The organism is Candidatus Methylomirabilota bacterium, from assembly GCA_035315345.1.
GTDB lineage: Bacteria > Methylomirabilota > Methylomirabilia > Rokubacteriales > CSP1-6 > CAMLFJ01.
Window position 1 is genome coordinate 12,926 of sequence record DATFYA010000214.1, and the last position, 23,573, is coordinate 36,498.

The 23,573-nt window shown below is 70.1% G+C and carries 23 protein-coding genes; 19 read left to right on the forward strand and 4 right to left on the reverse strand.

Annotation, left to right across the window (positions count from 1 at the left end; genetic code table 11):
* Positions 1-27: 27 nt before the first annotated feature.
* From VKN16_27380 to VKN16_27455, 16 genes are all read left to right on the forward strand, one after another.
* Entirely contained in the window at positions 28-1,353 is a 1,326-nt protein-coding gene (locus VKN16_27380) for an ABC transporter substrate-binding protein (protein ID HME97943.1), read from the forward strand.
* A 4-nt stretch (positions 1,354-1,357) separates the two neighbouring features.
* Positions 1,358-2,185 carry an ABC transporter ATP-binding protein gene (locus VKN16_27385; protein ID HME97944.1) on the forward strand — a complete coding sequence of 276 codons (828 nt, stop codon included), beginning with the start codon at positions 1,358-1,360 and terminating at the stop codon, positions 2,183-2,185.
* Positions 2,186-2,195: 10 nt separating this feature from the next.
* The gene (locus VKN16_27390; GenBank protein ID HME97945.1) at positions 2,196-3,014 is read left to right on the forward strand and encodes an ABC transporter ATP-binding protein; all 819 of its coding nucleotides are present in this window, start codon (positions 2,196-2,198) and stop codon (positions 3,012-3,014) included.
* Entirely contained in the window at positions 3,011-4,942 is a 1,932-nt protein-coding gene (locus tag VKN16_27395; protein HME97946.1) for an AMP-binding protein, read from the forward strand. The genes VKN16_27390 and VKN16_27395 overlap by 4 nt, the downstream gene beginning before the upstream one ends.
* Entirely contained in the window at positions 4,935-5,834 is a 900-nt protein-coding gene (locus VKN16_27400; protein HME97947.1) for a branched-chain amino acid ABC transporter permease, read from the forward strand. Before VKN16_27395 ends, VKN16_27400 begins: the two co-directional genes overlap by 8 nt.
* A gap of 15 nt (positions 5,835-5,849) precedes the next feature.
* A complete protein-coding gene (locus VKN16_27405) occupies positions 5,850-6,917 on the forward strand; it encodes a branched-chain amino acid ABC transporter permease (protein HME97948.1) in 1,068 nt (355 codons plus the stop codon).
* A gap of 19 nt (positions 6,918-6,936) precedes the next feature.
* Positions 6,937-8,163 (forward strand): ABC transporter substrate-binding protein, encoded by a 1,227-nt coding sequence (locus tag VKN16_27410; protein HME97949.1) that lies wholly within the window; start codon positions 6,937-6,939, stop codon positions 8,161-8,163.
* 64 nt (positions 8,164-8,227) lie between these two features.
* Positions 8,228-9,022 (forward strand): ABC transporter ATP-binding protein, encoded by a 795-nt coding sequence (locus VKN16_27415; GenBank protein ID HME97950.1) that lies wholly within the window; start codon positions 8,228-8,230, stop codon positions 9,020-9,022.
* Positions 9,010-10,530, forward strand: coding sequence for an AMP-binding protein (locus VKN16_27420; GenBank protein HME97951.1), 1,521 nt, complete (start codon positions 9,010-9,012; stop codon positions 10,528-10,530). The genes VKN16_27415 and VKN16_27420 overlap by 13 nt, the downstream gene beginning before the upstream one ends.
* Positions 10,531-10,539: 9 nt before the next feature.
* Positions 10,540-11,697, forward strand: coding sequence for an acyl-CoA dehydrogenase family protein (locus tag VKN16_27425; GenBank protein HME97952.1), 1,158 nt, complete (start codon positions 10,540-10,542; stop codon positions 11,695-11,697).
* A gap of 7 nt (positions 11,698-11,704) precedes the next feature.
* A complete protein-coding gene (locus tag VKN16_27430; GenBank protein HME97953.1) occupies positions 11,705-12,559 on the forward strand; it encodes a PfkB family carbohydrate kinase in 855 nt (284 codons plus the stop codon).
* 63 nt (positions 12,560-12,622) lie between these two features.
* The gene (locus tag VKN16_27435) at positions 12,623-12,997 is read left to right on the forward strand and encodes a cyclophilin-like fold protein (GenBank protein HME97954.1); all 375 of its coding nucleotides are present in this window, start codon (positions 12,623-12,625) and stop codon (positions 12,995-12,997) included.
* A 13-nt stretch (positions 12,998-13,010) separates the two neighbouring features.
* Positions 13,011-13,661 carry a fructose-6-phosphate aldolase gene (fsa, locus tag VKN16_27440; GenBank protein HME97955.1) on the forward strand — a complete coding sequence of 217 codons (651 nt, stop codon included), beginning with the start codon at positions 13,011-13,013 and terminating at the stop codon, positions 13,659-13,661.
* A gap of 122 nt (positions 13,662-13,783) precedes the next feature.
* Positions 13,784-14,317, forward strand: a complete 534-nt coding sequence (locus VKN16_27445) for a sigma-70 family RNA polymerase sigma factor (GenBank protein HME97956.1) — start codon at positions 13,784-13,786, stop codon at positions 14,315-14,317.
* A 2-nt stretch (positions 14,318-14,319) separates the two neighbouring features.
* Entirely contained in the window at positions 14,320-15,033 is a 714-nt protein-coding gene (locus VKN16_27450) for a methylated-DNA--[protein]-cysteine S-methyltransferase (protein HME97957.1), read from the forward strand.
* Positions 15,034-15,053: 20 nt separating this feature from the next.
* Positions 15,054-15,749 (forward strand): 2OG-Fe(II) oxygenase, encoded by a 696-nt coding sequence (locus tag VKN16_27455; GenBank protein ID HME97958.1) that lies wholly within the window; start codon positions 15,054-15,056, stop codon positions 15,747-15,749.
* Positions 15,750-15,789: 40 nt separating this feature from the next.
* Here the strand turns inward: VKN16_27455 and VKN16_27460 are convergent, their stop codons facing one another.
* From VKN16_27460 to VKN16_27475, 4 genes are all read right to left on the reverse strand, one after another.
* Positions 15,790-17,121 (reverse strand): DUF222 domain-containing protein, encoded by a 1,332-nt coding sequence (locus VKN16_27460; protein ID HME97959.1) that lies wholly within the window; start codon positions 17,119-17,121, stop codon positions 15,790-15,792.
* 232 nt (positions 17,122-17,353) lie between these two features.
* A complete protein-coding gene (locus VKN16_27465; protein HME97960.1) occupies positions 17,354-18,271 on the reverse strand; it encodes an LLM class F420-dependent oxidoreductase in 918 nt (305 codons plus the stop codon).
* A 21-nt stretch (positions 18,272-18,292) separates the two neighbouring features.
* Positions 18,293-19,906, reverse strand: a complete 1,614-nt coding sequence (locus tag VKN16_27470; GenBank protein HME97961.1) for an AMP-binding protein — start codon at positions 19,904-19,906, stop codon at positions 18,293-18,295.
* A 42-nt stretch (positions 19,907-19,948) separates the two neighbouring features.
* Complete coding sequence (locus tag VKN16_27475; GenBank protein ID HME97962.1) at positions 19,949-20,665, reverse strand: PIG-L deacetylase family protein; 717 nt, start codon at positions 20,663-20,665, stop codon at positions 19,949-19,951.
* Positions 20,666-20,718: 53 nt separating this feature from the next.
* On the opposite strand from VKN16_27475, the gene VKN16_27480 reads away from it, so the two are divergent.
* From VKN16_27480 to VKN16_27490, 3 genes are read left to right on the forward strand one after another with little or no spacing between them, the layout of a single operon-like run.
* The gene (locus VKN16_27480; GenBank protein HME97963.1) at positions 20,719-20,928 is read left to right on the forward strand and encodes a hypothetical protein; all 210 of its coding nucleotides are present in this window, start codon (positions 20,719-20,721) and stop codon (positions 20,926-20,928) included.
* Complete coding sequence (locus tag VKN16_27485; protein ID HME97964.1) at positions 20,925-22,397, forward strand: hypothetical protein; 1,473 nt, start codon at positions 20,925-20,927, stop codon at positions 22,395-22,397. Before VKN16_27480 ends, VKN16_27485 begins: the two co-directional genes overlap by 4 nt.
* A 2-nt stretch (positions 22,398-22,399) precedes the next feature.
* The gene (locus VKN16_27490) at positions 22,400-23,569 is read left to right on the forward strand and encodes an MFS transporter (GenBank protein ID HME97965.1); all 1,170 of its coding nucleotides are present in this window, start codon (positions 22,400-22,402) and stop codon (positions 23,567-23,569) included.
* The last annotated feature ends 4 nt before the right edge of the window (positions 23,570-23,573 follow it).

Here is a 23,573-nt window from a genome sequence, read left to right on the forward strand (position 1 = left end):
CCCCATCACCCGCAGGAGGAATCACCCATGACCCTACGACGTGTCATGTTCGTGCTGCTGGCCCTGAGCATCGTCGCGCTGCCCATGGGCGGCCGCGCCTGGGCTCAGGCCAAGGAGATGTTCGTCCCCTCGCTCGTGTACCGCACCGGGCCGTACGCCCCCAGCGGTGTTCCGTTCGCCAACGGCATGTGGGACTACCTGACGATGCTCAACGAGCGCGACGGCGGCATCAACGGCGTCAAGCTCGTCGTCGAGGAGTGCGAGACCCAGTACGACACCAAGCAGGGCGTCGAGTGCTACGAGCGGCTCAAGGGCAAGAACGGCGGAGCGATGGCCTTCAATCCGCTCAGCACCGGCATCACCTACCAGCTCATCCCCAAGGCGGCGGTGGACAAGGTGGTGGTCCACTCGATGGGCTACGGCATGACCGCGGCCTCGGACGGCCGCTGGTTCCCGTGGGTGTTCACCTTCCCCACCACCTACTGGAGCCAGGCCTCCTCGGTCATCCGCTACATCGGCCAGCAGGAGGGCGGGCTCGAGAAGCTCAAGGGCAAGAAGATCGTCCACATCTACCACAACAGCCCCTACGGCAAGGAGGCCAACCCGACGCTCGAGGAGCTGGCCCGCAAGTACGGCTTCGAGCTGACGCTCCTCGCGGTGGACCATCCGGGCCAGGAGCAGAAGGCGACGTGGCTTCAGGTGCGGCGCATCAACCCGGCGTGGATCTACATGTCGGGCTGGGGGGTGATGAACCAGGTCGCGGTGAAGGAGGCGGCCTCCGTCAACTTCCCGATGGATCACTTCATCGGCAACTGGTGGTCGGCGAGCGAGGCGGACGTCATCCCGGCCGGCGACGGCGCCAAGGGCTACAAGGGCGCGACGTTACACGCGCCGGGCGCGAGCTTCAAGGTGCACGCCGACATCGTCAAGTACGTGTACGACAAGGGGAAGAACATCGGCCCCAAGGACAAGATCGGCGAGGCCCTCTACAATCGCGGCGTGATCAACGCGATGTACATGACCGAGGTCTTCCGGACCGCGATGGCGAAGTACGGCAACAAGCCGCTGACCACCGAGCAGGTGCGCTGGGGCTACGAGCACTTCAACCTGACCGACGCGCGGCTGGACCAGATCGGGCTGAAGGGGTTCACCCACCCGGTGAAGGTCACCTGCGAGGATCACGAGGGCAACGGCCCGGTGCTCATCCAGCAGTGGGACGGCAAGAAGTGGAACGTCGTCTCGGAGTGGGTGCAGCCGATGCGCGAGGTGGTGCGGCCGAAGCTGGAGACCGCGGCGGTCGAGGAAGGCAAGAAGCTCGGCTACACCATGCGCGACTGCTCCAAGGAGAACTAGCCGCGTGGCCGTCGTCGTGAGCGACCTCGCCCGCCCGCTGCTCTCGGTGAACAACATCGAGGTGATCTACGATCACGTGATCCTCGTGTTGAAGGGCGTGTCGCTCCGGGTCCCCGAGGAGGGCATCGTGGCCCTCCTCGGGGCCAACGGCGCCGGCAAGAGCACCACATTGAAGGCCATCTCCGGCCTCCTGCGCACCGAGCGCGGCGAGGTGACCAAGGGCGGGGTCGAGTTGTCGGGAGAGCCGATCCATCGGCGCGAGGCCTCCGAGGTCGTCCGCCGCGGGATCGTCCAGGTGATGGAGGGGCGCCACGTCTTCGAGCACCTGACCGTGGAGGAGAACCTCCTCACCGGCGGCTACATCCGGCGAAACGGCCAGTTTCTCAAGCGCGACCTCGACCTGGTCTACACCTACTTTCCGCGGCTGCGCGAGCGGCGCTCCGTACGGGCCGGCTACGTCTCGGGCGGCGAGCAGCAGATGCTCGCGATCGGCCGCGCCCTCATGGCCCATCCCCGGCTGATGCTGCTGGACGAGCCTTCGATGGGGCTGGCCCCCATGCTGGTGCAGGAGATCTTCGAGATCGTGGGGCGGCTCAATCGCGAGGAGAAGGTCGCGGTGCTGCTCGCCGAGCAGAACGCGAACATGGCGCTGCGCTTCGCCCAGTACGTGTACGTGATGGAGAACGGCCGCATCGTGCTGGACGGCGACGTGAAGGCGATCAGCGAGAACGAGGACATCAAGGAGTTCTACCTCGGGCTGTCCGGCGTCGGACAGCGGAAGAGCTACCGCGACGTGAAGCACTACAAGCGTCGCAAGCGGTGGCTCTCGTGAGAAAGCGGCCATGAGCGCCCAGCTCGAGATCGGAGAGGTCTCCAAGTCTTTCGGCGGCGTCCTCGCGGTGAACCGGGTGAGCCTGGAGGTCCGGCGGGGTGAGATCCTCTCGGTCATCGGGCCCAACGGGGCCGGCAAGACGACGCTGCTCAACATGATCAGCGGCTTCTACCATCCCGATTCCGGGCGGCTCACCCTGGACGGCAAGGACGTGACCCACACCGCCCCGAGCCGCATGGCCGAGATGGGCGTGGCCCGCACCTTCCAGAACATCGCCCTCTTCCGCGGCATGACCGTGCTCGACAACCTGATGCTGGGCCGGCACGTGCACATGCGCGCGGGCGTGCTCGCCTCGTTCGCCTACTGGGGCTTCGCCCAGAAGGAGGAGGTGGCGCACCGCAAGCGGGTCGAGGACATCATCGACTTCCTCAAGATCCAGGACCTGCGCCGGCGGCCCACCGGCTCGCTGGCCTACGGCCTGCAGAAGCGGGTGGAGCTGGGTCGGGCCCTCGCGCTGGATCCGAAGGTGCTGCTGCTCGACGAGCCGATGGGCGGGTGCAACCACGAGGAGAAGGAGGACATGGCCCGCTACGTCCTCGACGTCAATCAGGAGTGGGGGACGACCATCATCCTGATCGAGCACGACATGGGCGTGGTCATGGACATCTCCGACCGGGTCGCGGTCCTCGACATGGGACAGAAGATCTCCGAGGGCACCCCGGACGAGGTCCGGGCCGATCCCCGCGTGATCAAGGCGTATCTGGGCGACAGCAAGGGGCGCGGCGTCGCCGCGCCGAACGGAGCCGGGAAGGGAGAGCAGGGGCGATGACACCGACCGCCGACGACCTGACCACGCTGCCCCGACTGCTGCAGCGGAACGCGCGCGAGCGGGGCGCCCGCCCCGCCATCCGCGAGAAGGACCGCGGCATCTGGCAGACCCAGACCTGGAAGGAGTACCACGACCACGTGCGCGACTTCACCTTGGGGCTCGCCGCGCTCGGGTTCCGGCGCGGCGAGAAGCTCTCGGTGATCGGCGACAATCGCCCGCGGCTGTACTGGGCCCAGCTGGCCGCGCAGGCTCTCGGCGGCATCGCGGTGCCGGTGTACCAGGATTCCATCGCCCGCGAGCTGCAGTACGTATGGGGCCACGCCGAGGCCGCCATCATCGTGGCCGAGGACCAGGAGCAGGTCGACAAGATCATCTCGCTCCGGGACCAGCTCCCCGGCCTCCGTCACGTCATCTACGACGACGGGCGCGGGCTCGCCCAGTACCGCTTCGACTGGCTCAAGTCCTTCGACGAGGTCGAGGAGATGGGGCGCCGGTACGGGGCCGAGCATCCGGGCGCCTTCGAGGCCGAGGTCGAGCAGGGCCGGCCGGACGACGTGGCGATGATCTGCTACACGTCGGGCACCACCGGCAATCCCAAGGGGGCGATGCTGACCCACGCCAACGTGGTGTCCACCGCGCGCACGTTCATGTCCGCGGAGGACGTGCGGGCCAACGACGAGTGGCTGTGTTACCTGCCGATGGCCTGGGTGGGCGATTCGCTCTACTCGCTGGTGCTGAGCCTGGCCGCCGGCTTCTGCTGCAACTGCCCGGAGAGCCCGGAGACGGTGCAGCGGGACCTGCGCGAGCTGGGGCCGACCACCGTGCTGGCCCCGCCGCGCATCTGGGAGAACATGCTGACCTCGGTGCAGGTGCGCGCGGCCGACGCGACGCCGCTCAAGCGACGGGTGTACGAGCGGTTCCGCCGTACCGCCGAGGAGGCGGAGATCCTGCGCGCGGACGGCAAGCCGGTCCCGCTCGGCCTGCGGATCATGTGCGCGCTGGGGGAGTTCTTCGTGTACGGCCCGGTGCGCGATCAGCTGGGCCTGCGCCGCGCGCGCTGGGCCTACACCGGCGGCGCCCCGCTCGGCCCCGACACCTTCCGTTTCTTCCGCTCGATCGGGGTGAACCTCAAGCAGGTCTACGGCTCCACCGAGTCGAGCGCGCTGATCTCGATCCAGCCCGACGCGGAAGCCAATCCGACCACCGCGGGCCGGCCGTGCCCGGGCATCGAGGTGAAGATCGCCGACCGCGGCGAGGTGCTCATCCGCAGCCGCGGCATCTTCAAGGGCTACTACAAGGCGGAGGAGGCCACCCGCGAGGTGGTGGACGGCGAGGGGTGGTTTCACACCGGCGACGCCGGATTCCTCGACCCGCGCGGCCACCTGGTCATCATCGACCGGGCCAAGGACGTGGGGGCCATGGGCGACGGCGAACCCTTCGCGCCCCAGTTCATCGAGAACAAGCTCAAGTTCAGCCCCTACATCCGGGAGGCGGTGGCCTTCGGCGATCAGAAGCCCTTCGTGACCGCCATGGTCGCCATCGATCTCAACACGGTGGGGAACTGGGCGGAGCGGCGGGGCATTCCATATACGAGCTACATGGACCTCTCGCAGAAGCCGGAGATCCGGGATCTGATCCGGGAGGAGATCGCCAAGGGCAACGCCACCCTGCCGGAGAGCACCCGGATCCGCCGGTTCCTCCTGCTCACCAAGGACCTGGAGGCCGACGACGCGGAGATGACCCGCACCCGGAAGGTGCGTCGCCGCTTCGTGGCCGAGAAGTACGCCTCGGTCATCGACGCCTTCTACTCCGGCGGCACCGCGGTCGAGCTGAGCACGCTGATCACCTACGAGGACGGCCGGCAGGCCAGCATCCAGTCCCGGGTATCCATCGCCGACGTGGAGGCCGAGACCCTCGCCCATGTCTGAGCTCGACTGGCAGTTCTTCGCGCTGCTCTTGTCCAACGGCATCCTGATCGGGCTCATGTACGCCCTGATCGCCCTCGGGTTCGTCCTGGTCTACAAGGCCACGGACGCCATCAACTTCGCCCAGGGCGAGTTCGTCATGATCGCCGGCTTCGTGGTGGCGGTCGGGGTTGGCACCTACGGGGCGCCGCTGTGGCTGGCGATCACCATCGGGCTCGTCGCGATGATCGCCTTCGGCTTCGGCCTCGAGCGCGTGATGCTGCGGCGGTTGATCGGCCGGCCGGTCATCGCGGTGGTCATGGCCACCATCGGCCTGGCCGCGGTCCTGCGCGGCTTCGGCCCCCTGGTGTGGGGCGCCGGGACCAAGTCGCTGCCGTTGCCGATCAGCGAGGAGCCCATCATCCTGGGCCCCCTCTTCATTCCGCCCATCCAGCTCGTCGGCGCCGGGGTGAGCCTGCTGTTCCTGGCCGGATTCACCTGGTTCTTCCTGAAGAGCCGTCGGGGCATCGCGATGCGGGCGGTGGCCGACAACCAGCAGGTGGCCATGGCGATGGGGATCAACGTCGAGCGCTACTTCGGCCTGGCCTGGGCCATGACCGGCATCGTCTCCGCGCTGGGCGGCATCGTCTGGGGCAACCTGCTGGGCGTCGACGTGCAGCTCTCGCTGGTCGGGCTGAAGGTGTTCCCGGTGGTCATCCTGGGCGGTCTCGACTCGATCCCGGGGGCCATCGTGGGCGGCCTGATCGTGGGGTTGGTGGAGAACCTGGCCGCCGGCTACATCGACCCGTACGTCGGGGGCGGGACCAAGGACTTCGCCCCCTACGTGCTGATGATCATCGCGCTGATGGTCCGGCCGTACGGGATCTTCGGCAAGGCGATCATCGAGCGTATCTGAGAGAGGACCCGAGCCATGATCCACCGCGAATCCGGCCTGCTGAAGACGACGTACCAGGCGGACATGGCACTCTATCCGCTGCCCGTCGCGAAGTGGGCGGTGGGGGCGATCGCGGTGCTGGCGTTCGTGGTCGTCCCGCTGGTCCTCGACGAGTACTATCTGTCCATCTGCAACCTGATCTCGGTTGCCGTCGTGGGCGCGCTCGGGCTCAACATCCTGGTCGGCTACACCGGCCAGGTGTCGATCGGCCACGGCGCGTTCATGTCGGTGGGCGCCTACACCGCGGCCAACCTGGCGGTGCGCCTCGGGGCGCCCTTCTGGATCTCGCTGCCCCTGGGTGGCCTGATGGCCGCGCTGATCGGCGCGATCGTGGGGGTGCCGTCGCTGCGCATCAAGGGCTTGTACCTGGCCATCGCCACCCTGGCCGGGCAGCTCATCATCGAGTGGACGATCAACCACGTGACGTGGATCAGCGGCGGGGTGCAGGCCTCGATCGAGGTGCCGCGCCCCACCGTGTTCGGCAACCCGATCAACACCCAGCGCGAGATGTACTACTTCCTGCTCGTGTTCGTGGTGTTGGCCATCGCGGGGGTGATGAACCTCATGCGCACCCGGGTGGGCCGGGCGTTCATCGCGATCCGCGATCAGGACATCGCGGCCGAGATCATCGGGATCAACATCTTCAAGTACAAGCTGCTGGCCTTCGCGATCTCGTCGTTCTACGCAGGAGTCACCGGGGTGCTCTACACCTACTACCTGGGCATCGCCAACTACGAGCAGTTCCAGATCACCACGTCCATCGATTACCTGGCCATGATCATCATCGGCGGCCTGGGCTCGGTCCTGGGCTCGGTGTTCGGGGCGATCTTCGTGACCCTGCTGCCGATCGTGATCCGCTCCGTCATGGAGGCGTTCGGCGGCTTCCTCTTCTCGTCGGGCGCGGTCCTGAACATCATCCCGAACCTGCGGCTGATCATCTTCGGCCTGCTGATCATCGTCTTTCTCGTTGTTGAGCCAGAGGGGCTCAACCGGCTGTGGCGCAACATCCGCAGCTATTTCCGGGTCTGGCCATTCGCGTACTGACCGACCAAGGAGGACAGCCATGAGGGCATTCCTGTCAGTGTTGACCGCCGTTGCGCTCGCCATCGGCATGGTGGGCTTCGCGTCGGCGGCCGAGATCGTCATCGGCGCCCAGTGCGACCGCACCGGACCCACCCAGACGGTGGGCGTGAACCTGTGCCCAGGGTTCAACGACTACATCAAGCTCGTCAACAGCAAGGGCGGGGTGATGGGACACACCATCCGGGCCGACGAGGTCGACATGGAGTACAAGGTGCCGCCGGCGGTGGAGGCGTACGAGCGGTTCAAGAAGGAGGGCGCGGTCACCGTCTCCGTTTACGGCACGCCGCAGATCTACGCGCTGACCCAGAAGCTCACCGAGGACCGCATCCCGGGGACGTCGCCCGGCTTCGGCAAGGCGGCGGCGGCGGACGGCACCAAGTATCCCTACATCTTCCCGATCGCGGCGACGTACTGGTCGCAGGCCGCCGCGTCGGTGAAGTACGCCAAGGACCAGATGGGCGGCAAGCTCAAGGGCAAGAAGATCGCGTACATCTTCTACGACAACCCGGCCGGCCGTGAGCCGCTCCCGGTCCTGGAAGAGCTGCAGAAGCTCGAAGGCTTCGAGATGCGGACCTTCGCGGTGCCGCCGCCGGGCGTGGAGATGGGCGCCCAGGTCCTCGACATCGCCCAGCGGTACCGGGCCGACTTCGTGATCGCCCACCTGTTCGGCCGCTCGCCCTCCGTGTCGATCAAGGAGCTGAAGCGAGTGGGCTATCCGCTGAAGAAGGTCGTCAGCTTCGTGTGGGGCGCCGCGGAGGCCGACGTCGAGGCGGCTGGCGGCTACGGGGTGGCCGAAGGCTACAGCGCGCTGGAGTTCGCGGGGGTGGGCTCCGACTACCCGGTGCTGAAGGAGATCCGGGAGATGTACAAGAAGGAGGGCAAGCCCGAGCCCAAGGAGATGAAGGAGAGCGTGTACTACAACCGCGGCGTGTTCCTGGCCGCGATCCACGTCGAGGCCATCACCAACGCGCTCAAGGCCAAGCCGGACGGCAAGATCACCGGCGCCGACGCCAAGGCCGGCTTCGAGAAGATCAAGGACTTCACCCTGGGCGGCCTGGTGCCCCCGCTCGAGATCACCCCGACCGACCACGAGGGCGGCGGGCTCGTGCAGGTGTGGCAGGTGAGCGGCGGCAAGTGGGTGAAGCGGACCGACTGGTTCCGCGCGTATCCCGAGGTGGTCGGGAAGGTCATCAAGGAAGCCAAGTAACGTCGATCGTCTCGCGGACGCCGGGGCGGCGACGGGCCGCCCCGGCGCATCGCCCCGGAGGCCCATGCTCTCCCTGAACAACATCGAGGTCATCTACGACGGCGTCATCCTCGTCCTCAAAGGAGTGTCGATCAACGTGCGCGAGGGCGGGATCACCACGCTGCTGGGAGCCAACGGCGCCGGCAAGACCACCACGCTGAAGGCCATCTCCGGTCTGCTGCGGTCCGAGCGCGGCGACGTCACCAAGGGCTCGGTGGAGTTCGGCGGCGAGCGCATCGACGGGCTGCCCCCCCACGAGATCGTCAAGCGCGGCCTGGTGCAGGTGTTCGAGGGGCGCCGGGTCTTCGAGCACCTCTCGACCGAGGAGAACCTGATCGCGGGCGCCCACGTGGAGGCCGATCGTCGCAAGGTCGCCGAGGGCATCGAGCGCGTCTACGAGTACTTCCCGCGGCTGCGGGAGCGCCGCGCGGTGCAGGCCGGCTACCTCTCGGGCGGCGAGCAGCAGATGCTCGCGATCGGGCGCGCGCTGATGTCGCGCCCGCGGGTGATCCTGCTCGACGAGCCGTCGCTGGGGCTGGCTCCGATGCTGGTGGAGGAGATCTTCTCGATCATCCAGCGGCTCAACCGCGAGCAGAAGCTGACGGTGCTGCTGGTCGAGCAGAACGCGACGCTGGCCCTGGGCATCGCCGAGCACGGCTATGTCATGGAGAACGGACGCATCGTGCTCGAGGGCTCCGCCGAGGCCCTGCAGCAGAATGCGGACATCAAGGAGTTCTACCTCGGCCTCACCGAGGTGGGCGCGCGCAAGTCCTATCGCGACGTGAAGCACTACAAGCGCCGGAAGCGGTGGCTGAGCTGAGCGTCTCCGCGTTCACCATCTACGACCTGATCACCCGGGGCGCCGCCGTCCAGGGCGACGCGCCGGCGGTGATCCAGGGCGACCGGACCCTGTCGTTCCGCCAGCTGCGGCAGCGGGTGGACGCGCTGGCTGCGGGGCTGGCCGGCCTCGGCATCGGCCCGGGCGAGCGCATCTGCGTGCTGGCCCAGAACGACGCGGCCTATGTCGAGCTGTACGGCGCCTGCGCGCGGCAGGGCATCGTCGCATACCCGATCAACTGGCGGCTCACCGGCCCCGAGGTCGAGCGGGTGGTGGAGCGCGCGCAGCCGCGGATGATGGTCATCGACCAGTCCACCCAGCCGCTGGTCGGCGAGTGGCTGGGCGGCAAGGCGGTGCCGCACCGGTATCGGCTCACCGGCGCGGCCGGCGACGGCTTCGAGACCCTCGCCGCCCTCTACCGCTCGGACGCCGCGCCCGCCGCCGAGGTCGCGCCCGCCGACGCCTTCGCGGTCATCTCCACCGCTGCGGTGGACGTGGTGCCGCGCGGCGCGGTGCTGAGCCACGCCAACGTGATCACGGCCAACCTGACCGCGATCGGGGCGATGGGCCTGAACGAGCGGGACCGCTATCTCGCCGCCCTGCCGCTCTTCCACATCACCGCGCTCGGCATGTCTCTCGCCCACCTGCATTCGGGCGGCGCGGTGGTGATCGTGCCGCGCTTCGACGCCGACGAGGCGGTGCGCCTGATCGATCGCCACCGAGTGACCCACGTCTCGGACTTCCCGCCGGTGCTGTCGAGCCTGCTGGACGCCGCCGAGAAGACGGGTAGCGCGCTGCCGAGCCTCCAGCACGTCTCCGGCCTGGACGCCCCGCAGACCATCCAGCGGCTGCACGAGAAGACGACGGCCCAGTTCTGGACCGGCTTCGGCCAATCGGAGACGACGGGCTTCGTGACCGTCCAGCGCGTGGCCGAGAAGCCGGGAGCCTCCGGCCGGCCGGTGCCCGCCGCGCAGGTGCGGCTGGTGGACGACTACGACCGGGACGTACCGGTGGGCACGCCGGGCGAGATCCTGGTGCGCGGCCCGCTCGTCTTCCAGGGCTACTTCGCCCAGCCCGACGTCACCGCCCACACCTTCCGCGGCGGCTGGCACCATACCGGCGACGTGGGCCGCTTCGAGGCCGACGGCTACCTGCGCTACGTCAAGCGCAAGCCCGAGAAGGAGCTGATCAAGCCGGGCGGCGAGAACGTGTACCCGGCCGAGGTCGAGACGGTCATCATGCAGATGGCCGACGTCACCGGGGTGTGCGTGTACGGCATTGCCGACGCCAAGTGGGGGGAGGCCATCAAGGCGGTGGTGGAGACGAAGACCGCCGGCCGCACGCCGCAGGAGGTGATCGATTTCGTGGGCTCGAAGATCGCCCGCTTCAAGCGGCCCCACGCGGTGGTCTTCACCGACGCACTGCCGCGCGGCGCGGACGGGGCGGTGGACCGCGACGCGGTCAAGGCGCGCTGGGGCGAAACACAGTAGACTGCGGTCATGAAGATCTTCGAGGAGCACCACGACCTCTTCCGTCAGGCGGTCCGGGCCTTCGTGCAGAAGGAGGTCGAGCCCCACGTCGAGGAGTGGGAGGCGGCCGGCCAGATCCCCAAGGCCATCTGGCCGCGCATGGGCGAGCTGGGCTTCCTCGGAGTGGAGTACGACGAGAGGTACGGGGGCGCGGGCGCCGACGTCTTGACCACCGCGGTGCTCTGCGAGGAGATGGCCCGCTCGCGCTGCGCCTCGCTGGCGATGGCGGTGGGCGTGCACACCGACATGGCGTCGCCGCATCTCTACTGGACGGGCAGCGAGGCCCTGAAGGAGAAGTACCTCCCCGCGATCTGCCGCGGCGAGGCGCTGACCGCCATCGCGGTGACCGAGCCGGGCGGGGGATCGGACGTCGCGGCCATCCGCACCCGCGCGCGCCGCGACGGCGATCACTACGTGCTGGACGGCTCGAAGATGTTCATCACCAACGGGGTGATGGCCGACCTCTACTTCGTGGCCGCGCGAATTGCCTCGCCCCAGGGGGGAGAGGGGAAGAAGCGGCACGGGGGCATCTCGATGTTCCTGGTGGAGCGCGCGACTCCCGGCTTCTCGGTGAGCCGCAAGCTCGACAAGATGGGCAACCGCGCCTCCGACACCGCGGAGCTGGCCTTCCAGGACATGCGGGTGCCCGCGGAGAACCTGCTCGGCCAGGCCGGCGGCGGATTCTATGAAGTCATGCGCGTGTTCCAGCGCGAGCGCCTGGTCGCGGGGCTGCATGCGGTCGCGGGATGCGAGCGAGCGCTCGCCGACACCATCGCCTACGTCCAGCAGCGCCAGGCCTTCGACGAGCCGCTCTCGAAGAAGCAGGTGATACGGCACAAGATCGCGGATCTGGCCACCCTCATCGAGGCGGCGCGGTGGCTCACCTACGCGGCGTGCCTGAAGTTCCGGGACCGGGAGGACGCGGTGAAGGAGATCTCCATGGTGAAGCTCTTCACCGCGGAGATGGCACAGAAGGTCGCGTACGACTGCGTGCAGCTGCACGGCGGCTACGGCTACATGCGCGAGTACCCGATCGAGCGCTTCTTCCGGGACATCCGGCTCATGACCATCGGCGGCGGGACCTCCGAGATCATGAAGGAGATCATCGCCAAGCAGCTCGCCCTCTGACCGCGCGGTGGACTTCGTCGCGGTCGGCCACCTGACGATCGACCGGACGCCGCGGGGGCCCCGTCCCGGCGGCGCCGCGTACTACGCCGCGATCACCGCGCACCGCCAGGGCCTGCGGGTGGGCCTGCTGACCTCGTTCGGCCCTGACTTCCCGCGCGACGCGCTGCCCGCCGACATCCACGTGGTGAACGTGCCGTCCGAGCGCACCACCGTCTTCACGATCGGCCCGGGCCGCATCGCGGAGGGTCGACGGGTGCGTCAGCTCTCGGTGCTCTCCCGCGCCGCCGACCTGGAGGCCGCGTCGCTGCCGGAGGCGTGGCGCGAGGCGAGCCTGGGCGCGCTGTGCCCGGTCGTGGCCGAGGTGGACCCGGCCCTGGCCGGTGCCTTCTCCGATACCTCGCTGGCCGCCCTGCCGCAGGGGTGGATGCGCCAGCGTGGGCCCGGCGGCCTCGTGTCGCCGCAGCCGTGGGAGGACGCCGACCTGGTGCTGCCCCACGTGCAGAGCGTGGTGGTGAGCATCGAGGACATCGAGCCGTTCCAGAAGGAGGCGCTGGAGTGGTTCCAGCGGGTGCCGCTGGGCGCGGTCACCCGCGGGGCGGAGGGCGCGGTGCTGTTCGTCAACGGCGAGCGCTACGGCGTCGAGGCCGACCGCGCGGTGGAGGTGGACGAGACCGGGGCGGGCGACGTGTTCGCCACCGCGCTGCTCATCGCCTACAACCGTGACGGCAACGCGTGGGACGCGGCCGCGGCCGCGGCCTGCTGCGCGGCCGCCTCCGTCGAGGCCGAGGGCGTGGCGGGCATTCCGGAGCGCGCGGCGCTCGGGGCGCGCATCGCCGCCTATCGTCGCCGCCTCGGGGGCTGACGCCGCGCCTCGCTTGCCGCGCCCCGCGTCGCGGGGCTACACTCCAGGCGGTGACACCGATCGATGGCTGACCGCAAGATTCGGATAACCGTGGGCACGATCACCTCGGACGCGGTGCTGAACGACACGAAGACCGCCGCCGCCATCTGGGAGGCGCTGCCGCTCAGCATCCCGGGCCAGACGTGGGGCGACGAGATCTACTTCGGCATCCCGGTCAAGGCGAAGCCCGAGAACGCCTCCGAGGTCGTGGAGAAGGGCGATCTCGCGTACTGGCCGCCCGGCTCGGCCTTCTGCATCTTCTACGGTCCGACGCCGGCCAGCCAGGGTGACGAGATCAGGGCCGCGAGCCCGGTCACCGTGTTCGGCCGGGTGCTCGGGGACCCCACAGTATTCAAGCCGGTGCGCTCCGGGACCACGGTCCGGGTCGAGCGCGCCTGAGACGGAGGAAGCCATGAAGATTTTCCTGGATTCGGCGAACATCAACGATCTCCGCGAGGGCGTCGCGATGGGCCTGGTGGACGGCTGCACCACCAATCCGTCGCTGATCGCCAAGGAGAAGCGCCCGTTCCGCCCGCTGGTGGAGGAGATCTGCAAGGTGGTGCCGGGCGACGTCAGCCTGGAAGTGGTCGCCACCGACTTCGACGGCATGATGAAGGAAGGCAAGGAGCTGGCCCAGGTGGCCCCCAACGTAGTGGTCAAGTGCCCGCTCACCAAGGACGGCCTCAAGGCGGTGAAGTACCTGAGCGGCGAGGGCATCCGGGTGAACCAGACGCTCTGCTTCTCGGCCCCCCAGGCCCTGCTCTCCGCGAAGGCGGGGGCGGTCTACATCAGCCCGTTCCTGGGCCGCCTCGACGACATCGGCCACGTCGGGATGGACCTCGTGCGGGACATCTGCGAGATCTACGGCAACTACGGCTTCAAGACCCAGGTGCTGGCCGCCTCGATCCGCAGCCCCATCCACGTGCTGGACGCGGCCAAGGCCGGCGCCCACGTCGCGACCATGCCCTTCAACGTGCTCGAGATGCTGATGAAGCATCCGCTCACCGACATCGGCCTCAAGAAGTTCCTCGACGACTGGAACAAGCTGGGCGAGAAGATCTAGGGAGTCTTCAAGGCTCTGTCTTGTGCGGGGGCCCAGAAATGGCCCCCCGCACTCCCCCAGCGGCGGGCACCCGGTTCCGCCCTTCTCGGCTCCTGGCGCGTATATCTCGGTGAGGGGATGAGATGGACACCGAGCGGGGGCTGATGCGACGGGTGGCGCGAGGTGACCAGGCGGCATTCACCGACCTGGCCCAGCGCTACGTCCCGAAGCTGCTGGCGGTGGCCGGCCGGTTGCTGGGCTCCCGAGCCGACGCCGAGGACGCGGTCCAGCGCGCGCTCATGCAATCCTACGCCGGCGCCGCCGGCTACGACGCGCGCTGGGCGGTCTCGACCTGGCTCTACCGCATTCTCACCAACATCTGCGTGGACGAGCTGCGTCGCCGGGCCACCCGCAACGCCCACGACGATGGCTCGGTCGCCCGGGCGCTCTCCGCCGCATCGAGCAACCACCGCCCGCCCGCCGCCTACCTCGACCTCCACCGGGCCTTCGCGCGCGTGCCGCGCGAGGCGCGGATCCTCATGGCCCTGCGTTACGTGGACGGCCTCTCCTACGGCGAGCTGGCACGCATCCGGGGCATCTCGATCAATACCGTGAAGAGCCAGCTCGCGCGGGGCAAGGCCCTGCTGCGGGACGAGCTCGGCAAGCGAGGAGCCTGAACATGGGCAAGTCGGATCATCTGGATCTGTTGCTGACGGACTACTTCCGCCCGGACCCCGCTGCTCCGCGGCTGGCCCATCGGCTCGCGGCGACGGCGGGCGAGTCGGCTGCCGCGCTCGAGCGGCTGGAGCAGCGGCTCGGCATCGAGGCGACGCCCGAGGGCATCTGCCTGGTGCGCACCGGCCGCGTCGACAAGCCGGCCACCGCGGCGGCCCGCCGCCTCATCGAGCGGGCGCGCGAGGAGATCCACGAGTACTTCCACGGCCGGCGCGCCTTCTTCCAGGTGCCGGTGGACCTGCGCGCGGTGCCCGACTTCCAGCGCCGCGTGCTGCAGGCGGCAGGGCACATCCCGTTCGGCGAGGGCCGACCCTACGCGTGGGTCGCCTCGCGCATCGGGCACGCCCGCGCGGTCCGGGCGGTCGGCACCGCGCTCGGCCGCAATCCGGTGCCGCTGATCCTGCCGTGCCACCGCGTGTGGCGCAGCGACGGCGGCCTCGGCGGCTACATCTTCGGAGCGGCGGTGAAGAACCGGCTGGCGGCGCTGGAGCGCACCACCCCGGTGCTGGAGGGTTGCACGACCACCCGCATCGTCTGCCGCGTCGGCTGCATGCACAGCCGGCGCATGCGCCCGGAGAACCGGGTGGTGTTCGCCTCGGTGGAGGACGCGCGCTCGGTGGGCTACCGGCCCTGCACGCTATGTCACCCCGCCGCCTAACCCGATCGCCGTCGATCCAGATGCGACTGCAGCAGGCGGAGTGGCCGCGGATCGCCCAGGCGCTGGGTGATCAGGGCTGGGCGACCACACGGCCGCTCCTCACCGCCAATGAGTGCGCGGACCTGATCGCGCTCTACTCCGAGGAGCACCGCTTCCGCAGCCGCATCGACATGGCGCGGTTCCGCTTCGGCGCGGGCGAGTACAAGTACTTCGCGAATCCGCTCCCGCCGGCGGTGCTGGCGCTGCGCCGGCACGCCTACCCCCATCTGGCCTCCATCGCCAACGATTGGAGCGCCGCGCTCGGGGCCAAGCCCGCATTTCCGCCCGACCTCGACGAGTTCCTGGCGGTGTGCGCCGAGCACGGCCAGACCAGGCCCACGCCGCTGCTGCTGCGCTACGAGGCCGGCGGCTACAACTGCCTCCACCAGGACCTCTACGGCGACGTCGCGTTCCCGCTGCAGATGACCTGCCTGCTGAGCCGCCCCGGCACCGACTTCACCGGCGGCGAGTTCCTCCTGGTCGAGCAGCGCCCCCGCGCCCAGTCCCGGGGCGAGGTGGTGCCGCTCGAGCAGGGCCAGATCGTCATCTTCACCACGCGCGAGCGCCCCGTCCGCGGCGCGCGTGGCACGTATCGCGTGAACCTGCGCCACGGCGTCAGCCGCGTCACCTCCGGCCGGCGTCATACGCTGGGCATCATCTTCCACGACGCCAAGTAGCGCCTCCTGCGGGCGGCGTGGGCCGTGCGACGCCCGCCGGTCAAGGTCGCGGGCGCAAGACGTCGATCGCCCAGCCCATGTCGAGCCGCTCACCGCTCCAACCGGCGCACGCCGTCCGCGGGTGGATACGAATCCGTTGGGCGTCGTTTGCGGCCCGCAGGGCATGGGTCGGATCACCGGGAACTTCGTCCGGCGGCGGCACGTCGGGCAGCTCGCGACCATCCGGTCGCCTGAACTGGAACGTGTCGTCCGGGTTGCGAGCGATCTCGTAGCCTTCCTCATGGACCGCGCGATGATGGCGCCGGCAAAGCGAGATCAGGTTCGTCAGCGTGGTTGGACCTCCGCGAGCCCAGTGCTGCACGTGGTGCCCCTCGCGAATCCGGCCACCGCAGCCCGGGAAGCGACACGTCTGATCGCGATGGTAGAGCGCCCGCCGCAGCGCCGGCGGAATCGTGCGCGTGCGGGCGCCGACCTCGACCACCCGGCCCTCTGGATCGTGGCGCATCACCACCCGGCTCGCGTCGCAGGCGAGACGGCGGGACGTTTCAGCGGAAACTCTAATCCCGCCTTCCAAGGCCGTTTGTCCCTCTTGCGCCGGATCCTCCAGCGCCGCGGCGTCAACATGGACCACGACCTGGTACCGTTCGCTCGGGGCGCCGGGGTCCAGCTCCTGATGCAGCGCCGTCTCCGCCACCAGAACCAGCGCATCGGCCTGCTGCTGGGACCGCGTCGGTACCACCGTGGCAGACGCAGGTGGCGTGCCCACTTCGGCTCGACGGGCCCGCTGGTACAGACTCTCGCGGGCAGCCTCGAGAGCCCGCTCCAGTAGCGCGCCCGCCTCCGCCGTCAACCGGCCGCGGATCACCACCGTGCCGTCGTCGTCGTGGATCACGTGAAGGCTCCGGTCTGCATGCTGTCGGGCGGTCTCCCGAGCCTCGGCCCGGCGGTCGACGCGCCGCCACGCGCGGATGATCCGCTCCACGTGGGCGGCGGTGGCGGTGCGGCCGACCTTCAGCAGACGGGCCTCGGTCTCCGGGGTGGCCACGCGCGTGAGCGCTCGCACCTTGGCGTAGGATAGCTCGCCCCGCGCGAGGGCTTCGCCGAGCCGCGGCAGCGCGTCGAGAGCGTGGGCGACGCGGACCCGCTCACGCGCTGCGCCCAGATCGAGACCCACACGCCAGCTCAGCCACTCCGCACAGGAGCGGAAGCCGGTGTTCCAGCCACCGCCGGTGTCGAACTCGCGGATCAAGGTGAGCAGGCGGGCGGTGGCCGCGTCGAGATGGGCGGAGAGCTCGGCGATCTCGTCGCCGAGGCGGTCCAATTCGCACACGCGCGGGGGAGATGGCAGCAGTGCGGACGATGTGGTCGACATGGCAGCGCCTCCTTCGTCTGCGCGACTCTACACCGCGATATTCGCGATGCCGGGAAGGCGCGGCGTCGAGCGATCGAGGCGCTCCGAATGATTTTAGGTCGCTCGGACCCCAACCAGGGAGCTGCGCGGCAGTCCGGACACCACGGCCGACGGGTTTCGAACGCTGCCATGGCGTGGGAATAGCCTCAGCGAAATCTGTCAAGCGGAAAGTCCGACGGTGCCCGACCCGAGCTCAGGCCCGCGGACGGAACTCCCGCGCGAAGGTCTCGTAGATGCCGAGCATCTCCGCCAGGTTGCGATACCGTGTCTCCAGCAGGATCGACTCGACGCCGAGCTCGCGGAAGGCAGCGAGGTCGGCGAGGATCTGGTCGCGCGAGCCCTGGAGCGGCTTGCGATCGGGGCCGAGCGGGTTCTGGCGGATCGAGAGGCCGGCGCGGACGCTGATCTTGAGCTGCTCGTACGGCCGGCCTTGGCGGGCGCATTCCACTTTCAGGCGCGCGATATCGGCGGCGAGCGCGGCCGGGGTGATGAAGGCGGCGTGCCAGCCGTCGCCGTGCTGGACGACGCGGCGCAGGGCGCGGGAGGTGTGGCCGCCGATCAGGATCGGGATGTCGCCGCGGACGGGCTTGGGGAAGGCGCCGACGGCGTCGAAGGAGAAGAAGCGGCCGTGGTGGGCGGTGCGTTCATCGCGCCAGCAGGCGCGCATCACGGTCAGCGCCTCGTCGCTCCAGGCGCCGCGCTCGTCATAGCTGCCGCCGAGCAGTTCGATCTCCTCGCGCATCCAGCCGACGCCCACGCCGAGCACCACGCGCCCGCCCGACAGATGGTCGAGCGTGGCGCACATCTTCGCCGCGAGCACCGGGTTGCGGTGCGGCAGGACCAGGATGCTGGTGCCGAGGAGCACGCGCTCGGTGACGCCGGCCACCAGGGCCAGGGTGGTGAGCGGCTCCAGGAACGGCACGTCGGGCGCCAGCGGGAACTGCCCGGTCGGGTTGTACGGGTAGGGCGTGGTCATCCGGTGCGGGAGCACCACGTGATCGCTCGCCCACAGCGAATCGTAGCCGAGGGCCTCGATCCGCCGCGCGAACGCGATCACGTTGTCGCGCGTGCCGACGGGGCCGTACATGGGCAGGTGGCAGCCGATCTTCATGGCGGCTCCGGGAGACCGGCGCTAGTCGGGATCGCGGCGGGCGGCGCCGGAGGCGTGCAGGAGGCGGTCGCCCAGCTCGTCGCGGGTGATCATCTCGACGAGGCGCGAGCGCTGGATCTTGCCCGAGGAGGTCTTCGGGATCGTGCTGGGACGCACCAGCAGGACCCGGGCGGGCCGGTGCCCGCGCTGCTCGCGGACGCGCTGGACGATCTCTCGCACGAGGCGGGAGAGCGCGTCTCCGTCGCCGGGCTGCTCGCGCACCTCGGCGACCACGTGCAGCCGCTGGGTGCCGGTGCGCTCGCTCTCCACCCCGACCGCGGCCGAATAGCGGACGCCGGGAACGTGGTCCACGACCTCCTCGACGTCGGCGGGGATCACGTTCTCGCCGCCCAGGATGATGACGTCCTTGAGCCGGCCCGTGATGTAGAGGAAGCCCTGGGAGTCGATGAAGCCCAAATCGCCGGTGCGGAGCCAGCCATCGGGGGAGAGCACCTTGGCGGTGGCCGCCGGGTTGTTGTAGTAGCCCTGCATCACGCCCGGGCTCTGCACGCAGACCTCGGCCTCGACGCCCGGCTTGACCTCCTCGTCGCCGTCCATGATGCGCACCCGCACGCCGCGGCAGGGCCGGCCCACCGAGAGGAACTTGCCCGAGGCGTCCAGGCGGAGCGGGGTGCGGCGCGGCCAGATCGCGACGGCCAGGGTGGCTTCGGCGAGGCCGTAGCAGGGCGTGATCAGGTTCTGCGCGCCGAACTTCCGCTCGAAGGCCTCGATGGTGCTGACCCGGACCGGCTCGGCACCGGAGAGCGCCTGCTTGAGCGATGAGAGATCGATGCCGGTGGTGTCGCCGATGTTGCGCACGCAGTTGCGGTAGCCGAAGTCGGGCGAGACCGTGAAGGTGGCCCGGACGCGGGTGACCAGCTCGAGCCAGATCCGCGGGTTCTTGAGATCGGGCGGCAGCAGGTAGAGCGGCGCCCCGTTCACCGGGGGCGTGAACGCGCAGCCGATCAGGCCCATGTCGTGGTAGAGCGGCAGCCAGGACACCACCACGTCGTCGCGGCTCAGCTGGGCGGCCTCCGCCATGAACTCCACGGTGCGAGTGACGTTGGCGTGGCTCAGCACGACCCCGCGCGGATGGCCGGTGCTGCCCGAGGTGTACTGGATGAACGCGATGTCGTCGGCGGCGGCGGTGGGCAGCGCGGGCGTCGTGTCGTCCACCTCGAGATCGCTCGGCTCGAGCACGTGCCGGATGTTCGGCGCGGCGGCCTGCGACTCCTCGACGCCCTTGCGGAACCAGCCGATGGTGACGACCGCCTTGGCCTCGGAGTCGCGGAAGATGTTCGCGGTGGCCTCGACGCCCAGGGTGGGGTAGAGCGGCACCGGGACCGCGCCGAGTCGGAGCGCCGCGAAGAAGGTGTAGAAGAACTCGGCGCAGGTGGGATAGATCAGGCACACCTTGTCGCCGCGATCGATCCCGGCCCGCCGGAGCCCCGCGGCGTAGCGCGCGCTTTCCCGCCAGAGTCGGCCGTACGTCACCGCCTCGTCGAAGAGGTGGAAGTACGGGACGTCGGGGTCCTGGGCGGCTCGGCCCCCCATCAGCGCGGTCAGGGTGGCCGGGATGGGCTGTCCTGGCGTCACGCCCGTGATTCTAGCGAAAGCCTCCCAGGCGGGGAAGCATTCTCATCGGTCGAGCGTGATGACGTCGAAGGTCTCGGCGTAGGCGTAGCCCTTGGGCTTGCCGAAGAAGGCGGCCCGCTCGCGGACGCGGTGCTCGACCGCGGCGAAGTCTTTGAACTGGCTCGCGTGGCAGGCGAGGGCCTTGATCTTCAGATCGATCGTGTCGGAGATGTCGACGACCACCTCCGGGTTGTCCCACCACATCATCCACACCTCGCGGACCTTGTGCGGCTCGAGACCCTGGGCGAGCAGCTCGGGGAAGGCCATGTGGTCGCGCGCGAGGGGATACACGCAGTCCAGCGCGATGCCCGCGACTGTGCGGTGGTCGCGGTGGGAAGCGCCCAGGTTCTTGGTGCGGTGCGGGTTCTGGATGATCAGCCGGTCCGGCCGGTGACGCCGGATCGCCGCGGTCACCGCCATGCGGCTCTCGCGGGTGTCCTCGACCTCGCAGTCGGGGAAGCCGAGGAAGTCGACGGTCTCCACGCCGAGCACCCGCGCCGCGTTGCGCTGCTCCTCCGCCCGGATCCCGGCCAGCCGCTCGGGGGTCATGGTCCGGTCGCCGGAGCCCTTGTTGCCGTTGGTGACGATGCAGTAGCTGACCTGCTTGCCCTCTCGCGCGAGTCGGGCGACGGTGCCGCCGGCTCCGAACTCGGAGTCGTCGGGATGGGCGGTGACGACCAGCACGCGCTGGATCGGCGCGGGTTGCTTCGCATCGGACATGGACGGGACTCCTTTCGTGGCGACATCTTACCACCCTCGCTATAATGCGGCCGGTGACCCATCGCACCGCCGGCGTCGTGCTGCTCTCGCTTCTGCTCGCCGGCTTCCTCCTCCTCGGCGCGCTGCCCAATCACGTGTCGTCGATCCGCGTCGGAGGCCTCTCGCTGCTCTGGTGGTACGGCGGCGTGCTCGCCCCGGTGATCGGCGTGCTGGTGGCGATCCGCTGGCTGGCCGATCCGCTCCCGACGTCGCGGGACGAATGACCTCGGTCGCGCGGATCCTGGCCGTATGGCTCACGCCGGCGGCCCTCCTCGCCGTGCCCGCGGCCGTCGCCACCAGCGCGGCCGACGGCCTGTGGCTCGGCCTCACCCTGTTGCTGGTGCCGCTCATCACGCTGGGCCTGTCGGCGCGAGGCCGCGACGCCGCGACGGCGGGCGGACGCGGGGCGCTGTTCCCGGTGGTGATCCTTCTGCTCGCGGTGGGCGTGCTGCTGTGGGCGAACATCGCGCTGGCCGGCGACGTGGCGGTCTGGCTGGGCCGGCCTCGGTGGCAGGGCATCGCGATCACCGCGGCGCTGGGATGGCTCCTGACCGCGTGGCGTCCTCTGCGGAAAACCGCGCCGCTGCTGCTCGCGATCGCATTGATCGCGGCCGCGGTGCCCCTGCTGCAGATCGGCTGGGCCTCGGGGCTCGGGCCCATCGCGGCGTGGGATCGGGTGGCGACCCAGTCGTCGTTCCGCTTTCCGCCGTCGAGCTCCTGGGTGACCACCGGACGCGAGCTGGGGCTCGCCCGTGGCCGGGCGCCGCTGGTCTTCGACGAGGTGCATCGCCTCACCGCGCCCGCGGGCGGCACGGTGCGCGCCCGCACCCTCGACGGAACCCGCCTGGCCGACATCGAGTGGACCCTGTCGCCCGGGCAGGTCATCACGCTGCGCGCCGGGGACGAGCTGTCGCGCCGCCCGTCGTTGCGGTTGCGCTTCGAGGCCGACAAGCACGTGCCGGGCGCGCCACCGTCGGGCGTGGCGTGGGCAGACGATCGTCCGCGTCGGTGGCTCCCCCGCGTCGGGCTCCTGGTCACCCTGCTCGTCGGCTCCGCCGCGCTGCTGCGGGCGGGCCTGGTGGTGCGGCTGTCGCGTGACGGTGTCGGCTTCGTGGCGGGCGGGCTGCTGATCGCCTTGCTGTGGGCCGAGGCGTGGGCGGTGTACGCGATGCTCAACGCCCCCGACGTGCTCCTGGGCGGGATCACCATCGAGCGCCTGCTCGAGCTGCCCGCGCCCACGCTCTTCGCCGAGCCGTGGCATCGCACGCTCCAGGGGGTCCTGCTGGTCGCCGCGCTCGCCGCCTTCCTCGCCTCGACGGTGGCGTTGCGCGAGCGACTGGGCGCGCTCGACCCAACCGGCGGCGGCGAGATCGGGCGCGATCCGGGTCTCTGGGCGGGGCTCTTCGGCGGCGCCGCGCTGGCGAGCCTCTGGCCCGTCGATCCGTGGGCGCTCACGCTGCTCGCACTGGGCGGCGCCGGCTGCGCGCTCGGCCCCGCCACGCTGGCGCCGCCCCGTCGCGCCGTGCTTGGCACGACCGCCGGCGTGTTCGGCCTCGTGGTGTTCGCCGCGGGCGCGGCCCTTCAGCTTCGTGGAGCGGGCGGCGGTCTCCTGGGCGCGGTGGCCGCCTATCCCGCGCTCGCCGGCGCGCCCGCCGGCGCGCTCCTGCTCTGGCTGGGTCGGACGCGGCGCTGAGCGTGGCGCGGCTCGTCACCCGGACGCTGGCCGCGTGCCTGGCGATCACCTCGGGCATCCACGTGCTCGTCTACCTGTTGAGCGCGACGCTGCCGCTGCACGTGATCGCCCTTGGCGGCAGCAAGACGCAGGTGGGGCTGCTGTTCGCGGTGAGCGCCGGGGTCTCGATGCTGCTGCGCCCGGTGGTCGGCGGCTGGGTCGACCGTTACGGCTTCCGCCCGGTGATGCTGCCTGGCGCCGCCGTCCTGCTGGTCACGCTCGCCGCGCTGCCGCTGGCGCAGGCGCCGGCCCTCCTCATCGCGCTGATGGCGGGTATCGGATTCGCCAACGGGCTGATCTCGACGGGCGCGGGCGTGCTGGCCGCGCAGGTCAGCCCGGCAGAGCGGCGTGGCGAGGCGCTCGGCGTGTACTACGTCGCGACGGCGCTGTCGTTCTCGGTCGGCCCGCCGCTGGGCCTGTTCCTCTACGGGAGCGGCGACATGGGCCCGTGCTTCGCCGCCGCCGCCGTGCTCGGCCTCGGCATCCTCGTGCTGGTCTGGGGGCTCGCCGGGAGGCCGGCGACGGGCGTCTCCGCCCGGCGCTTCCGGTGGCTCAGCCCGGCCGCGCTGCCCGCGGCGGCCACCGTGGTGCTGGTCAACGTCGGCTACAGCTCGATCTACGCGTTCCTCCCCCTGCACGCGCGCGCCGCCGGCCTCGACGGCAGCCTCGGCTGGTTCTACGCGCTCTTCTCGGCGTGCATCATCGTGGGTCGGGTGGGCCTGCGCGGGCTGTCCGATCGGGTCGGGCGCGTCCGGGTGATCGTGCCGGCGGTGGTGCTCATCGCGCTGAGCTACCTGCTGCTGGCGCTGCCGCCGACGGTCTTCACGCTCGCGCTCGGCGCCGTGCTGCTCGGCGGCGGCGTGGCCCTGTTCTACCCGACGCTGGTGGCGCTGCTGGTGGACCGCACGCCGGCGGCGGAGCGCGGGTCGGCCATCGGCACGCTGTCCGGCTCGTTCGACCTCGGCGGCATGGTCGGCTCGCTGCTGGTGGGGCTCACCGTCGATCGGGCCTCGTTCACGGCCGGCTTCCACGTGGCGGCGGCCGGTGCCGCGCTGGGGCTCGCGCTGTTCGTGATGCTGGAGCGTCGCGCGGCGGGGCGCTCCGTTTTACCGCGCCCGGCCGCGGGAGTATGATGAG

What these genes read in the sequence shown, in the direction of transcription:
- VKN16_27380 (HME97943.1), top strand. Translation starts at nt 28, where the DNA reads ATGACCCTACGACGTGTCATGTTCGTGCTGCTGGCCCTGAGCATCGTC.
- VKN16_27390 (HME97945.1), top strand. Translation starts at nt 2,196, where the DNA reads ATGAGCGCCCAGCTCGAGATCGGAGAGGTCTCCAAGTCTTTCGGCGGC.
- VKN16_27395 (HME97946.1), top strand. Translation starts at nt 3,011, where the DNA reads ATGACACCGACCGCCGACGACCTGACCACGCTGCCCCGACTGCTGCAG.
- VKN16_27400 (HME97947.1), top strand. Translation starts at nt 4,935, where the DNA reads ATGTCTGAGCTCGACTGGCAGTTCTTCGCGCTGCTCTTGTCCAACGGC.
- VKN16_27405 (HME97948.1), top strand. Translation starts at nt 5,850, where the DNA reads ATGATCCACCGCGAATCCGGCCTGCTGAAGACGACGTACCAGGCGGAC.
- VKN16_27410 (HME97949.1), top strand. Translation starts at nt 6,937, where the DNA reads ATGAGGGCATTCCTGTCAGTGTTGACCGCCGTTGCGCTCGCCATCGGC.
- VKN16_27415 (HME97950.1), top strand. Translation starts at nt 8,228, where the DNA reads ATGCTCTCCCTGAACAACATCGAGGTCATCTACGACGGCGTCATCCTC.
- VKN16_27425 (HME97952.1), top strand. Translation starts at nt 10,540, where the DNA reads ATGAAGATCTTCGAGGAGCACCACGACCTCTTCCGTCAGGCGGTCCGG.
- VKN16_27435 (HME97954.1), top strand. Translation starts at nt 12,623, where the DNA reads ATGGCTGACCGCAAGATTCGGATAACCGTGGGCACGATCACCTCGGAC.
- fsa (HME97955.1), top strand. Translation starts at nt 13,011, where the DNA reads ATGAAGATTTTCCTGGATTCGGCGAACATCAACGATCTCCGCGAGGGC.
- VKN16_27445 (HME97956.1), top strand. Translation starts at nt 13,784, where the DNA reads ATGGACACCGAGCGGGGGCTGATGCGACGGGTGGCGCGAGGTGACCAG.
- VKN16_27450 (HME97957.1), top strand. Translation starts at nt 14,320, where the DNA reads ATGGGCAAGTCGGATCATCTGGATCTGTTGCTGACGGACTACTTCCGC.
- VKN16_27455 (HME97958.1), top strand. Translation starts at nt 15,054, where the DNA reads ATGCGACTGCAGCAGGCGGAGTGGCCGCGGATCGCCCAGGCGCTGGGT.
- VKN16_27460 (HME97959.1), bottom strand. Translation starts at nt 17,121, where the DNA reads ATGTCGACCACATCGTCCGCACTGCTGCCATCTCCCCCGCGCGTGTGC.
- VKN16_27465 (HME97960.1), bottom strand. Translation starts at nt 18,271, where the DNA reads ATGAAGATCGGCTGCCACCTGCCCATGTACGGCCCCGTCGGCACGCGC.
- VKN16_27475 (HME97962.1), bottom strand. Translation starts at nt 20,665, where the DNA reads ATGTCCGATGCGAAGCAACCCGCGCCGATCCAGCGCGTGCTGGTCGTC.
- VKN16_27485 (HME97964.1), top strand. Translation starts at nt 20,925, where the DNA reads ATGACCTCGGTCGCGCGGATCCTGGCCGTATGGCTCACGCCGGCGGCC.